Source organism: Actinomadura sp. NPDC047616 (assembly GCF_040642915.1).
GTDB classification, from domain to species: domain Bacteria; phylum Actinomycetota; class Actinomycetes; order Streptosporangiales; family Streptosporangiaceae; genus Spirillospora; species Spirillospora miaoliensis.
In genome coordinates, this window is record NZ_JBEYTB010000008.1 from 208,766 (window position 1) to 222,154 (window position 13,389).

The 13,389-nt window shown below is 71.1% G+C and carries 9 protein-coding genes; 8 read left to right on the forward strand and 1 reads right to left on the reverse strand.

The genetic code is table 11. The features are described 5' to 3' along the window. Nucleotides 1-117 precede the first annotated feature (117 nt). The 5 genes from ABZ801_RS20800 (at nucleotide 118) to ABZ801_RS20820 (ending at nucleotide 8,747) form a co-directional block, all read left to right on the forward strand. On the forward strand, nucleotides 118-1,500 hold the full coding sequence (locus ABZ801_RS20800) for an extracellular solute-binding protein (RefSeq protein ID WP_360699951.1): 1,383 nt from the start codon (nucleotides 118-120) through the stop codon (nucleotides 1,498-1,500). A gap of 55 nt (nucleotides 1,501-1,555) precedes the next feature. Then, nucleotides 1,556-2,476, forward strand: coding sequence for a sugar ABC transporter permease (locus ABZ801_RS20805; RefSeq protein ID WP_344940274.1), 921 nt, complete (start codon nucleotides 1,556-1,558; stop codon nucleotides 2,474-2,476). Between the two features lie 11 nt (nucleotides 2,477-2,487). After that, a complete protein-coding gene (locus tag ABZ801_RS20810) occupies nucleotides 2,488-3,456 on the forward strand; it encodes a carbohydrate ABC transporter permease (RefSeq protein WP_360699954.1) in 969 nt (322 codons plus the stop codon). 105 nt (nucleotides 3,457-3,561) lie between these two features. Next, the gene (locus tag ABZ801_RS20815; RefSeq protein WP_344941056.1) at nucleotides 3,562-5,109 is read left to right on the forward strand and encodes a glycoside hydrolase family 13 protein; all 1,548 of its coding nucleotides are present in this window, start codon (nucleotides 3,562-3,564) and stop codon (nucleotides 5,107-5,109) included. Between the two features lie 59 nt (nucleotides 5,110-5,168). Further along, nucleotides 5,169-8,747: a discoidin domain-containing protein gene (locus ABZ801_RS20820; protein WP_360699957.1), complete on the forward strand. Its 3,579-nt coding sequence runs from the start codon at nucleotides 5,169-5,171 to the stop codon at nucleotides 8,745-8,747. 611 nt (nucleotides 8,748-9,358) lie between these two features. On the opposite strand, the gene ABZ801_RS20825 is transcribed toward ABZ801_RS20820, so the two are convergent. Beyond that, on the reverse strand, nucleotides 9,359-10,318 hold the full coding sequence (locus ABZ801_RS20825) for a hypothetical protein (protein ID WP_360699960.1): 960 nt from the start codon (nucleotides 10,316-10,318) through the stop codon (nucleotides 9,359-9,361). A 139-nt stretch (nucleotides 10,319-10,457) separates the two neighbouring features. Between ABZ801_RS20825 and ABZ801_RS20830 the strand changes: the two genes are divergently transcribed. The 3 genes from ABZ801_RS20830 to ABZ801_RS20840 all read left to right on the forward strand — a co-directional run bounded on the left by ABZ801_RS20830 (nucleotide 10,458) and on the right by ABZ801_RS20840 (nucleotide 13,277). After that, a complete protein-coding gene (locus tag ABZ801_RS20830) occupies nucleotides 10,458-10,838 on the forward strand; it encodes a VOC family protein (protein ID WP_360699963.1) in 381 nt (126 codons plus the stop codon). A 111-nt stretch (nucleotides 10,839-10,949) separates the two neighbouring features. After that, nucleotides 10,950-12,380, forward strand: coding sequence for a glutamate decarboxylase (locus ABZ801_RS20835; protein WP_360699965.1), 1,431 nt, complete (start codon nucleotides 10,950-10,952; stop codon nucleotides 12,378-12,380). 27 nt (nucleotides 12,381-12,407) lie between these two features. Then, on the forward strand, nucleotides 12,408-13,277 hold the full coding sequence (locus ABZ801_RS20840; protein ID WP_360699968.1) for a class II glutamine amidotransferase: 870 nt from the start codon (nucleotides 12,408-12,410) through the stop codon (nucleotides 13,275-13,277). The last annotated feature ends 112 nt before the right edge of the window (nucleotides 13,278-13,389 follow it).

Sequence of the window (13,389 nt, forward strand, 5' to 3'; positions counted from 1 at the left end):
GGGGGCGCGACTCACTTGCGATCTTGTCGTCGAGTTTTTGCGTTCTGAAATTCGGGCCTTGCGACGTGATGTACGTCTCTGTATCTTCCTCGCAATCCCCCGAGGAGGAAACCCCCGATGAGACTCCGTCCAGTGGCGGTGCTGCTGTCCGCGGCGCTCGCCGTCACCGGCACCGCGTGCGGTGCCAAGTCCAGCAGGCAGGACGACCGCGGAGCCGCCGCGACGGCGGGGCCGCTGGATCCCGGTACGAAGGTGACGATCACGGTGGGCTGCCAGCCCCCGAAGACGGCCAAGTCCGACCGGGCCGCCTGGGACGCCGACGTCAAGGCGTTCCAGGCCAAGTACCCGAACATCACGATCGTCAGCAAGGACGCCTTCCCCTGCATCGTCCCCGAGACGTTCCAGGCCAAGCTGGCCGGCGGGCAGATGGAGGACGTCTACTACGTCTATTACACCGACGCCCAGAAGATCATCCAGAACCGGCAGGCCGCCGACATCACCCCGTACGTCGGCGCCCTCAAGCGGCTGAAGGACGTCAACCCGCAGTTCGTCAAGGCGCTGCAGGACGGCAAGGGCCGCGTCTACGGCGTGCCCCGCAAGGGCTACACCACCGGGCTGGTCTACAACCGCAAGCTGTTCACCCGGGCCGGGCTCGACCCGGACAGCCCGCCCAAGACCTGGGCGGAGGTCCGCGAGGCGGCCAAGAAGATCGCCGCGCTGGGTCCCGGGTACGTCGGGTACGGCGAGTACAGCGCGGGCAACACCGGCGGCTGGCACTTCACCGCCGAGCTCTACGGGCGGGGCGGCGACGTCGTCACCCCCGACGGCAGGAAGGCCGCGTTCAACAGCCCCGCCGGGCGGGCCGTCCTGCAGACGCTCAAGGACATGCGCTGGACCGACGACTCCATGGGGAGCAAGCAGCTGCTGCGCTGGGAGGACCTCATGCGCATGATGGGCAGCGGCAAGCTCGGCATGATGGTCGGCGCGCCCGACGTGGCCGTCGAGACGTTCCTCAACTTCGGCGCCGAGATCGAGGACATCGGCGCGACGACGCTGCCGGAGGCCAGGGCGTCCCTGCTCGGCGGCGACGCCTACATGATCAACCCGAAGGCGACCCCGGACCAGATCAAGGCCGCGATGCTGTGGCTGGACTTCCGGAACCTCACGCCGGGGCAGGGCCAGTTCGACTACCGGCGGTTCAAGTCCGACGGCCGCCCGGTCGGCGTGCCGGAGAACCTGCTGTGGGGCGCCAACGCCAGCGGCTCGCAGGAACGCGCGCTGCGGCGGCAGTACGCCACCGTGCCCGTGGACAACTTCGCCCCGTACGAGAACGGGTCGCCCGCCGTCGCGCCCAAGGTCGAGCCGCCGAACGCGCAGGCCGTCTACGCGATCCTCGACGGAGCCATGTCGGCCGTCCTGACCAGGAAGGACGCGAACATCGACCAGCTGCTGGCCGACGCCGAGAAGAAGGTCAACGCCCTGCTGGCCCGCAGCAACTGACGCCCGCCCCCGGGGGCGCCGCCCGGCGCCCCCGGGACCACCGGAAAGGGAGACGATGACCGTCTCGCACAGCAGGCGCCTCGGCCCGGCGGGGACACGGCCACGGCTGCTCGGCCTGGCGGCACGGCGCAACCTCACCGCCTACGGTTTCCTCAGCGGGGCGCTGATCTGCTTCGCGTTCTTCTCGTGGTATCCGATGGCCCGCGAGGTCGTCCTGAGCTTCCAGAAGAACAACTTCGTCGACCCGCCCGAATGGGTCGGGCTCGACAACATCCGGGCGGTGGTGCGGGACCCGGCGTTCTGGCCCGCCTGGCGCAACACCGCGATGTTCACCGTGCTGGCCCTGCTGTGCGGGTACGTGGTCCCGTTCGTGATCGCGCTGGTCCTGAACGAGCTGCGGCACGCCCGCGGCTACCTCAGGTTCGTGGTGTACCTGCCGGTCATGCTGCCCCCGGCGGTGTCGGTGCTGCTGTTCAAGTGGTTCTACGACCCCGGGCCCGGCCTGTTCAACCAGCTGCTCGGGCTGGTGAACCTGCCCGGCCTGAGCTGGCTGGACTCCCGGGACACCGCGCTGATCTCGCTGGTGCTCGTCTCCACCTGGATGAACCTGGGCACCGGCACGCTGATCTACCTGGCCGCGCTGCAGACCGTGCCGGGCGAGCTGTACGAGGCCGCCGAGCTGGACGGCGCCGGCACCTTCCGCCGGATCTGGCACGTCACCATCCCGCAGACCCGGCTGATCCTGCTGGTGATGCTGCTGCTGCAGATCATCGCCACCATGCAGGTGTTCATCGAGCCGTACCTGCTGACCGGCGGCGGACCGGAGGACGCGACGCTCAGCGTCGTCTACCTCATGTACCAGTACGCCTTCAACTACCAGAACTTCGGCGGGGGCAGCGCCCTCGGGCTGATGCTCATGCTCGTACTGATCGTCTTCTCCGCCGCCTACCTGCGCCTTTCGCGCGACAACACCTGAAGGCCGCCACGATGCCCCCTCTCACCGCCACACGCCCGCCCGCGACGTCCGCGCCCGTGCAGCGGCGCGCCCCCGGGCGGCGGCGCCGCCCGAAGCCGTTCCCCGCCGGTCAGCGGACGATCCTGTCGCCGCACCAGCTCGACTCGCCCTGGGGCCGCCGGATCTACTGGCTGGTCCTGGTCTCGACGGTGCTGCTGTTCACGGCCGTCTTCGTGTTCCCGCTGTACTGGATGGTCACCGGGGCGATGAAGTCCGGCGAGGAGTTCGCCCGCATCCCGCCCACCTACATCCCGTCGAGCTTCTCCCTCGACGGCTACCGGCAGGCGTGGACGCTGATGAACCTCGACCGGTTCCTGCTGAACACCGTGCAGTACGCGGCGGGCGCCTGGGCGTTCACGCTGGCCTTCGACGTCGCGGCCGCCTACGCGCTGTCCAAGCTGCGGCCCATGTTCGGCAACGTGATCCTGCTGGGCATGCTGGCCACGCTGATGATCCCGCCGACGGTGATCCTGCTGCCGGCCTACCTGACCGTCAAGGACGTGCCGATCGTCCGGCTGGACCTGCTGAACACCCCGTGGGCGATCTGGCTGCCCGCCGTCGCCAACGGGTTCAACATCTTTCTGCTCAAGCGCTTCTTCGACTCGATCCCCTCGGCGCTGCTGGAGGCGGCGCAGGTCGACGGGGCCTCGCCGCTGCGGATCCTGTGGTCGATCGTGCTGCCGGTGTCCCGGCCGATCCTCGGCGTGGTGTCGATCTTCACGGTGGTCAACGTGTGGCGCGACTTCGCCTGGCCGCTGCTCGTCCTGCAGGACCCGGAGAAGATGACGATCAGCGTGGGCATCGCCTCGCTGCGGGCCAACATGCCGCAGACCACGATGACCGCGGCGCTGGTGATCGCCAGCATCCCGACCATCGTCGTGTTCTTCCTGTTCCAGCGGCACATCATGGCCGGCCTGACCGCGGGCGGCCTCAAGGGCTGACGACCCGCCCCTTCCCTCTCCGTCCGGCGGTCCGCGCCCGGACGGCACCGAACACACCGAACAGCATCCGAACAGCACCCAGACAGTTCCGAGGAGCGCGTGAGCATGCCCGAAGCATGGTGGCGGGGAGCCGTGATCTACCAGGTCTACCTGCGCAGTTTCGCCGACGGCGACGGCGACGGCGTGGGCGACCTGGCGGGGCTGCGCTCCCGCCTGCCCTACCTGTCCGAGCTGGGGATCGACGCCGTCTGGCTGAACCCCTGGTATCCGTCGCCGATGGCCGACGGCGGCTACGACGTCGCCGACTACCGCGGCATCGAACCGGTCTTCGGCACCCTCGCCGAGGCCGAGGCCTTCATCCGCGAGGCGCACGCCCTCGGCATCCGGATCATCCTGGACGTGGTGCCCAACCACACCTCCGACCAGAGCGCGTGGTTCCGGGAGGCGCTGGCCGCCGGGCCGGGCTCGGCCGAGCGCGCCCGGTTCTGGTTCCGGCGCGGCGAGGGCGACGCGCCGCCCAACGACTGGCAGTCGATCTTCGGCGGCCCGGCCTGGACGCGGGTGCCCGACGGGGAGTGGTACCTGCACCTGTTCGCCCCCGAGCAGCCCGACTTCAACTGGACCCACCCGGACGTGCACGCCGAGTTCCTGGACGTGCTGCGGTTCTGGTTCGACCGGGGCGTGGACGGGTTCCGCGTCGACTCGGCCGCGGTGCTGGTCAAGGACCCCGACGCCGCGCCCGACGGCCTGGACCCGTACACCGACCGCGACGGCGTCCACGACGTCTACCGGCAGTGGCGGCGCCTGGCCGACACCTACCCGGGCCGGATGCTGGTCGGGGAGGTGTGGCTGCCCGACCAGGAGCGGCTGGCCCGGTACCTGCGCCCGGACGAGATGCACACCGTCTTCAACTTCCCGTTCCTCGGCGCCCCCTGGGACGCCGCCGCGCTGCGCGCCGTCATCGACGACACCATCGCCACGCTGGCGCCGGTCGGCGCCCCCGCCACGTGGGTGCTGTCGAACCACGACGTGACCCGCACCGTCACCCGCTACGGCCGCGCCGACACCTCCTTCGACCACGCCGACCGCAAGCACGGCATGCCCACCGACCCGGCGCTCGGCCTGCGCCGCGCCCGGGCCGCCGCCCTGCTGTCGCTGGCCCTGCCCGGCAGCGTCTACGTCTACCAGGGCGAGGAGCTGGGCCTGCCCGAGGTGGAGGACCTGCCGGACGAGCTGCGGCAGGACCCGATCTGGCACCGCTCCGGCCGCACCGACCGCGGCCGCGACGGCTGCCGGGTGCCGCTGCCCTGGTCGGGCGTCGAGCCGCCGTTCGGGTTCGGCACCGGGACGCCCTGGCTGCCGCAACCCGCCGAATGGAAGGACCTGACGGTGGAGGCGCAGCAGGCCGACCCGTCCTCGATGCTGTCCCTCTACCGCGCCGCCCTGCGCCTGCGCGCCGCCGAGCTCGGCGACGGCACCATGCGCTGGCTGCCGATGGGCGACGACGTGCTCGCCTTCACCCGTGACACCGGCCTGACCTGCGTGGTGAACCTCGGCGCCGACCCCGTCCCGGTCGACGGCGAGATCCTGCTGGCCAGCGAACCGCTGCACGGCGACCTGCTGCCGCCGGACACCGCCGTCTGGCTGCGCTGACCCCCCGCTCCTCCCCTGCTGGTGCCCCACCCCCCACACACCGAGGGAGCAGAACAGCGATGAGACGAAAGTTGACCCGGCTCCTGCTGGCCGTGGCCCTGGCCGCGTCCGGCACCCTCCTCGGCCCGGCGGTCACCCCCGCCGCCGCGGCCGAGACCAACCTCGCGGCGGGCAAGACCGTGTCCGCCAGCAGCTCCAACGCCGAGTACGTCGCCACCAACGTCAACGACGGCGACCAGGCCACCTACTGGGAGAGCGCCAACAACGCCTTCCCGCAATGGATCCAGATCGACCTCGGCGCCTCCGTCGACACCAACAAGGTCGTCCTCAAGCTCCCCGTCACGAACTGGGGCAGGCGAACGCAGACGCTGTCCGTCCAGGGCAGCACCAACGGCACCGCCTACACCGACCTGGTGGGGTCGCAGGGACGCGTCTTCGACCCGTCCTCCGGCAACACCGTGACACTGACGTACGGCACCACGCTCACCCGCTACGTGCGGATCCTCATCACCGCCAACACCGGCTGGCCCGCCGGGCAGCTGTCGGAGCTTGAGGTGTACGGGCCCACCACCGGCGACCAGCAGCCGCCGACCGCGCCGTCCAACCTGGCCTTCACCGAGCCCTCCCCCGGGCAGATCAGGCTGACGTGGAACGCCTCGTCCGACGCGGTGGGCGTCACCGGCTACGACGTCTACGCCAACGACACGCTGCGCGCCAGCGTGGCGGGCAACGTGCTCACCTACACCGACACCCAGCCCGCCACGGCGACCGTGTCGTACTACGTGCGGGCCAGGGACGCGGCGGGCAACGTCTCGCCCAGCAGCAACATCGTGACGCGGCAGGGTCAGGGCGGCGGCACCAACCTCGCCGCGGGCAAACCCGTCACCGCCTCCTCGCACGTGTACTCGTTCGTTGCGGCCAACGCCAACGACAACAGCACCGCGACCTACTGGGAGTCCGGCTCGGGCGCCTACCCGGCCACGCTCACGGTCAGCCTGGGCGCCAAGGCCGACCTCACGTCCGTCGTGGTCAAGCTGAACCCCGACGCGGCCTGGGCGACCCGTACCCAGACCTTCGAGGTGCTGGGACGCGCCAGCCGCAGCGGCTCGTTCACCACCATCAAGCCCTCCGCCACGTACACGTTCAACCCGTCCACGGGCAACACCGTGACGGTGCCGGTGTCGGCGAACGCGGCCGAGGTGCAGCTGAAGTTCACCGCCAACACCGGCGCGCCCGGCGCGCAGGTCGCCGAACTGCAGGTCATCGGCACCCCCGGCCCCACGCCGGACCTGACCGTCACCGACGTCTCCTGGACCCCGGCCTCCCCCACCGAAACCGACGCGATCACTCTGCGGGCCACCGTGCGCAACGCCGGAACCGGCGCCGCCGACCCCGGCACGCTCGACTTCGCGATCGACGGCCAGAAGGTCGGCTCCGCCTCCGTCGGCGCGCTGGCGGCCGGGTCGTCCACCACGGTGACGGCGTCCGCCGGAACCCGTGCCGCCGGCTCGTACACCGTCGCCGCCACGGCCGACGCCGCGGACGACAACATCGAGCTCAACGAGACCGACAACACCCGCACCGCCCGGCTCACCGTCGCGCCGGTGTCCAGCTCCGACCTGGTCGCCGGTGCGGTCACCTGGAGCCCCGGCAACCCGCGCGGCGGCGACACGGTCGCCTTCTCGGTGACGCTGCGCAACGACGGCACGCTGGCGGCCGCGGGCGGCGCGCACGCCATCACCCTGACCGTGCTGGACGGCTCCGGGAACGCGGTGCGCACGCTGAACGGCTCCTACACCGGGGCGCTCGCCGCGGGCGCGTCCACCGCGCCGATCGACCTCGGAACCTGGACGGCGGCCAACGGCCGGTACACCGTCCGGACGGTGATCGCCGACGACGCCAACGAGGTCCCCGTCAAGCGCGCCAACAACACCTCCACCCACTCGCTGTTCGTCGGACGCGGCGCCGCCATGCCGTACGACGTGTACGAGGCCGAGGACGGCGTGCTCGCCGGCGGCGCCACGGTGGTCGGGCCCAACCGCACCGTCGGCGACCTGGCGGGCGAGGCGTCCGGCCGCCGGGCGGTGCGGCTCACCACCACCGGCGCCAGCGTCGAGTTCACCACCAAGGCGCCCACCAACACGCTGGTGGCCCGCTACTCCATCCCGGACGCCCCGGGCGGCGGCGGCATCGACGCGACCCTGAACGTCTACGTCGACGGCGTCTTCCTCAAGGCCATCAACCTGACGTCCCGCTACACCTGGGTGTACGGCGACGAGGCCAGTCCCAACGACTCGCCGAGCTCGGGGCCGCCGCGCCACATCTACGACGAGGCCAACCTGATGCTCGGCACCACCGTGCCGAAGGGCAGCAAGATCAAGCTGCAGAAGGACGCGGCCAACACCACCAGCTACGCCATCGACTTCGTCAACACCGAGCAGGTGGCCGCCAAGCCCAACCCCGACCCCGCGAAATACGCGGTGCCCGCCGGATTCACCCACCAGGACGTGCAGAACGCCCTGGACCGGGCGCGCCAGGACGCGAACCTGGTGGGCGTCTACCTGCCGCCGGGCGACTACGAGACCGCGCAGAAGTTCAACGTCTACGGCAAGGCCGTCAAGGTCGTCGGCGCGGGCCCGTGGTTCACCCGGTTCCGCACCCCGGCGAGCCAGCAGAACACCGACGCGGGATTCCGCGCGGACGCGTCCGCCAACGGTTCCACGTTCTCCGGGTTCGCCTTCTTCGGCAACTACACCTCGCGCATCGACGGCCCCGGCAAGGTGTTCGATTTCAGCAACGTCGCCGACATGACCATCGAGGACATCTGGGCCGAGCACATGGTGTGCCTGTTCTGGGGCACCAACGTCGACAATTCCGTGATCAGGAACTCGCGGATCCGGAACATGTGGGCCGACGGCCTGAACCTGACCAACGGCAGCAGCGGCAACAGGGTCGGCAACGTCGAGACCCGCACCACCGGCGACGACAGCTTCGCGCTGTTCCCGGCCATCGACCACCGCAACGAGCAGCAGACCGGCAACGTCTACGAGAACCTCACCTCCCTGCTGACCTGGCGGGCCGCGGGACTGGCGGTCTACGGGGGCGGCGGCAACACCTTCCGCAACATCCACATCGCCGACACCCTCGTCTACTCCGGCATCACCATCGGCACGCTGCAGTTCGGCGGCATTCCCGCACTGGGCTTCGAGTCCGATCCGCAGACGAAGTTCGAGAACATCTCGCTGGTGCGGGCGGGCGGCCACTTCTGGGGCCAGCAGACGTTCCCCGCCCTGTGGCTGTTCTCCGGCGAATTCCCGTTCCGGGGCATCCGCATCAGCGACGTCGACATCGTCGACCCGACCTACTCGGGAATCATGTTCCAGACCAAGTACAGCGGAGGACGGCCGCTCAACCCCATCACCGACACCGTCTTCACCGACATCGACATCTCCGGGGCGCGCAAGAGCGGTGACGCGTTCGACGCCAAGTCCGGCTTCGGCATCTGGGTGAACGAGCTGCCCGAACCCGGCCAGGGCCCCGCCGTCGGCTCGGCCACCTTCAACGGCCTGCGCCTGAGCAACAACCACCAGGACATCCGCAACAACACCACGACGTTCACCATCACCAGAAACCAGTAACTCCCAACCAGGGGCCGCGGGCAAAGGCCCGCGGCCCCGCCGAGGGCCGGAACGACGGCGGGCACTGACGGCGGGCTCTTCTCGCCGTCGTCCGGCGCGCGTTCTCCGGCAGGTGTCAGGCGCGTTCGAGGACCTCGAGGACCTCGGGGAAGCGGCCGGTACCCGGTCACCCGGATCGCCAGCCGCAGGTTGAGCAGCGCCGCCCCGCAACTGATGTGCAGGGCCCGGCCGCGCGGGTCCAGGACCGGCAACCGGCGGTCCTCGTCGGCGTGCAGTTCCAGGACCCGCGCGTCCTCGCACCGGAACCGCCAGGGCTGGGTGTTGTGCACCGACGGGGCCGCGATCGCCGCCGTCACCAGGCGCCGGATCCCGACGTGCGTGGCGAATGGGTGAGGCATGGCGCACCTCCACATGCTGCCGCTGTCACCGCACAGCCTCTCCGCGGCGGCCCCGGGCGCCCCAGGGACGAAGGTCCTTGATCAACGGGACCAACGCGGAGGCCCGCACGCCCGGAGTGAGGGGCGCCGGGGCGATCCTCTAACCTCGTGATGGCGCCCGGCCGACGGCGAACGGGCGCGTTTCAGCCCCCGCCTCCGGCGGCCGGCTGCGGCTCAGCCCCAGGGGACGGTCTTCACCTCCCCCAGGCGGTCGAGGGCCACTCGGTCCTCGCGGGCCAGGACGGCCACCAGGTCGTCGGCCTCGTCGGGGGTCACATGACGCCCGCGTGAGCAGCCGGCGGCCGGGTCGGGGCTCTCCAGCCACAGCCGGCGCCCTTTCTCCCAGCGCATCTGGACGACCCCGCCCGACCGGCCGTTGAAGACGGCGAAGTTGTTCTCCCTGGGGGTCAGGGCGTGCAGGACGGTTCGGGCCTCCGCCAGTGACACCGGCACGGGACGATCCTCGTAGCGGCCCCGGCGGTAGTCGCAGTAGCTGACGGACAGGCCGCCGGGGACGGGAGCGGCCGGCGCAGGGCCGTCAGGCCAGGCGGCGAACCGGCCGAAGCGCCGGCGGCGCCAGGTGAGGGGCACGCCGATCCGCTTGGCGGGATCCCCGTTCCAGTCCACCTCCAGGCCGTGGCGGCGAAGCGCCGCGGCCACCTCCGCGCCGATGCCGGCCTGGTCGGCGGGCAGTTGCCGGGCGGCGTCGGTGAAGACGCCGTAGGAGAGGAACAGCCCGTCGCCGCGCACGGCGCTCTCCATGTCCTGCCGGTGACAGAAGACGTAGCCGCGGTAGGCGTGCCGCTCGTCCTCGGGCACCTCCCCGCCTATCTCGCCGACGCCGCAGTTCTGGCAGCAGGCGAAGTCGGCCCTGGCCACGATCCCCGCGAGGTCGAGGTCGCGGAACGCGCGCAGCAGCCGGTCGGAGTCGAGCACCTCCGGCCAGGCCCGCTGGTCGGCCAGGTGTCCGGCGAACTCCTCCTCGGCGAACCGCCGCGCCAGCGACCCGGCACCGGGAGCGTCCTCCAGGTACTGCGCGCCCTTCTCCACGACGCCGTCGAAGTCGTCGTCGCCCAACGCCAGCAGGAGCCGGACGTACTGCCGCAGGTCGCCCCGCTGAATCTCATCGATCACGCCGCCGATTATGGCGCCTCGCACCGACACCCGATCGCCTCGCCGTCCCCGGTACCAGCCCCGCCGTCCTGGTTGACCTCGACCAAGGTCGAGGTCGCAGACTGGTGGCAGAGACGCCGGCCGACGGAAGGTGACGATCATGTCGGTACAGCTCAACCACATCATCATCCCCGCGCGTGACAGGAAAACGTCGGCGGAGTTCCTCGCCCACGTGCTCGGCGTGGAGACGGGCCCGCCGCTGGGCCCGTTCGTGCCCGTGACGACGAGCAACGGCGTCACGCTCGACTTCATGGACTCCACCGACTTCCGCTGGCACCACTGCGCGTTCCTGGTGACCGAGGAGGAGTTCGACGAGATCTTCGGCCGGATCACGGAGGCGGGCATCCCCTACTACGCCAACCCCGACCACAGCGGCCCCGGAGAGATCAACCGCCGGGACGGCGGCCGGGGCGTGTACTTCGACGACCCCAACGGCCACAGCATGGAAGTGCTCACCGTCCCCTACGGCGGCTGGAAGTAGGGCCCGCCTGGTCAGGGGCCGGGTGCTCCGGACCCCCGGGAGGGTGTCCCGCACCGTCCGGCGGGAAGGCATCCCCTACCACGACGAACGCGTCGGGTCGGGGGTGCAGCGATGGTCTTGAAGCAACCGCGGCACAACGGGCGGGGCAGCCGTGATCTCGAGGCCAATCCCATCTTCAGCCGGGAGCCGGTGCGGGTTCCCCGGTACGCGCTTCCGGCGCGGGAGATGGATCCCCGGACGGCCTACCAGATGGTGCACGACGAGCTGATGCTCGACGGCAACGCACGGCTGAACCTGGCGACGTTCGTCACCACCTGGGCCGAACCGCAGGCGCAGCGGCTCATGGCCGAGTGCGCCGCCAAGAACATGATCGACAAGGACGAGTACCCGCAGACGGCCGAGCTGGAGCTGCGGTGCGTGCACATGCTGGCCCGGCTGTGGCACGCGCCGGACCCGCGGCGGACGGTGGGCTGCTCGACGACCGGGTCGAGCGAGGCGGCGATGCTGGGCGGGCTGGCGCTCAAGCGGCGCTGGCAGCACCGCCGCCGCGCGCAGGGCCGGCCGGCCGACCGGCCGAACCTGGTGATGGGCGTCAACGTCCAGATCTGCTGGGAGAAGTTCGCCGACTACTTCGAGGTGGAGCCCCGGTACGTCCCCCTGGAGGGCGACCGGTACCACCTGAGCCCCGAGGCGGCGGTGGCGTTGTGCGACGAGAACACCATCGGCGTGGTGGCCATCCTGGGGTCGACGTTCGACGGCAGCTACGAGCCCGTGGCCGACCTGGCCGCGCGGCTGGACGACCTGCGGGAGCGGACCGGCCTCGACGTGCCCGTCCACGTCGACGGCGCGTCCGGGGCCATGATCGCACCGTTTCTCGATCCGGAGCTGGAGTGGGACTTCCGCCTGCCGCGGGTGGCCTCGATCAACACCTCCGGCCACAAGTACGGGCTGGTCATGCCGGGCGTCGGCTGGGCTCTGTGGCGGGACGCCGAGGCGCTCCCCGACGACCTGGTGTTCGACGTCACCTACCTGGGCGGGCAGGTGCCCACGTTCGCGTTGAACTTCTCCCGCCCGGGCGCCCAGGTGGTCGCGCAGTACTACAACTTCCTGCGGCTGGGCTTCGAGGGCTACCGGCGGGTCCAGCAGACGTGCCGGGACGTCGCCACCCGCCTGGCGGGGCACATCGCCGCCCTGGGCCCGTTCGAGCTGGTCAGCGACGGCGGCCAGGCACCGGTGTTCGCGTTCCGGCTGCGGGAGGAGATCGGCGGGTTCACCGTGTACGACGTCTCGGCCGCCCTGCGCGAGCACGGCTGGCTGGTGCCCGCCTACACCTTCCCGCCGAACCGCACCGATCTGGCGGTGCTGCGGATCGTGGTCCGCAACGGTTTCAGCCACGACCTGGCGGACCTGCTGCTGGACGACCTGCGCCGGGTCCTGCCGCGCCTGCGACGGCAGACCCGGCCGTGCCGGACCCGCGAGGACGCCGCCTCCTTCGCCCACGGTGCCGAGGCCAGGCGACCCCGGCGCCACAGCGACCACTGACCGTTCACCCGACGAGGAGCCCTGTCCATGTGCCGTCTCTTCGGGATGAGCAGCTCTCCGCGGCGCACCCGCGCCACCTTCTGGCTGCTGGACGCCCCCGACAGCCTCAGCGACCAGAGCCACCGGGATCCCGACGGCACCGGCCTGGGCTTCTTCGACACCGACGGCACCCCGCGGCTGCACAAGGCGCCCATCGCCGCCTACGCCGACAGGGCGTTCGCCGAAGAGGCCGAGCAGGTGAGGTCGGCGACGTTCCTCGCCCACATCCGCTTCGCCTCCACCGGTGGGCTGGAGCGGCGCAACACCCACCCCTTCGAACAGGACGGGCGGCTGTTCGCGCACAACGGGGTGATCGAGGGCCTGGACCGGCTCGACGCGGAACTGGGCCCGGCCCGGTCGCTGGTCGGCGGCGACACCGACTCCGAACGGTTCTTCGCCCTGATCACCCGCGAGCTGAGGTCCGGTGACGGCGACGTCGCCGGCGGCATCGTGCGCGCCGCCCGCTGGATCGCCCGGAACCTGCCCGTGTACGCGCTCAACATGGTCCTGACGACCCCGCAGGGGCTGTGGGCCCTGCGGTATCCCGACACCCACGCGCTGTACGTGCTCGAACGCGGGCGCGGCGGCCACCACGGCGACCGGCATCTCGATCACAGCGGCACCGCGGGCCGCATGCGCGTCCACTCCGCCGACCTGGCCGCCGCGCCCGCGGTGGTGGTCGCCAGCGAACGCATGGACGACAACCCGGGCTGGCGGCCGATGGAGTCCGGCGAGCTCCTCCACGCCGCACCCGACCTGCGCGTCACCAGCACGATCGCGCTTCCCGACGAGCCCGCGCACCGCCTCGGCATCCGGGACCTGCGCCCCCAGGCCGCCGCCTCGCAGAAGGCCCGGTAGCACCGCACCGTCGCCCGCATTGCCGAGGTCACGTCGTCCGAGGTCACGTCGTCCGAGGTCATGGCGGCGGCGACGCGGGCGGCGATGTCACGCAGCGGGTTGCATGATCATG

Coding starts and splice junctions, on each gene's coding strand:
- ABZ801_RS20800 (WP_360699951.1), top strand. CDS start 118: ATGAGACTCCGTCCAGTGGCGGTGCTGCTGTCCGCGGCGCTCGCCGTC.
- ABZ801_RS20805 (WP_344940274.1), top strand. CDS start 1,556: ATGACCGTCTCGCACAGCAGGCGCCTCGGCCCGGCGGGGACACGGCCA.
- ABZ801_RS20810 (WP_360699954.1), top strand. CDS start 2,488: ATGCCCCCTCTCACCGCCACACGCCCGCCCGCGACGTCCGCGCCCGTG.
- ABZ801_RS20815 (WP_344941056.1), top strand. CDS start 3,562: ATGCCCGAAGCATGGTGGCGGGGAGCCGTGATCTACCAGGTCTACCTG.
- ABZ801_RS20820 (WP_360699957.1), top strand. CDS start 5,169: ATGAGACGAAAGTTGACCCGGCTCCTGCTGGCCGTGGCCCTGGCCGCG.
- ABZ801_RS20830 (WP_360699963.1), top strand. CDS start 10,458: ATGTCGGTACAGCTCAACCACATCATCATCCCCGCGCGTGACAGGAAA.
- ABZ801_RS20835 (WP_360699965.1), top strand. CDS start 10,950: ATGGTCTTGAAGCAACCGCGGCACAACGGGCGGGGCAGCCGTGATCTC.
- ABZ801_RS20840 (WP_360699968.1), top strand. CDS start 12,408: ATGTGCCGTCTCTTCGGGATGAGCAGCTCTCCGCGGCGCACCCGCGCC.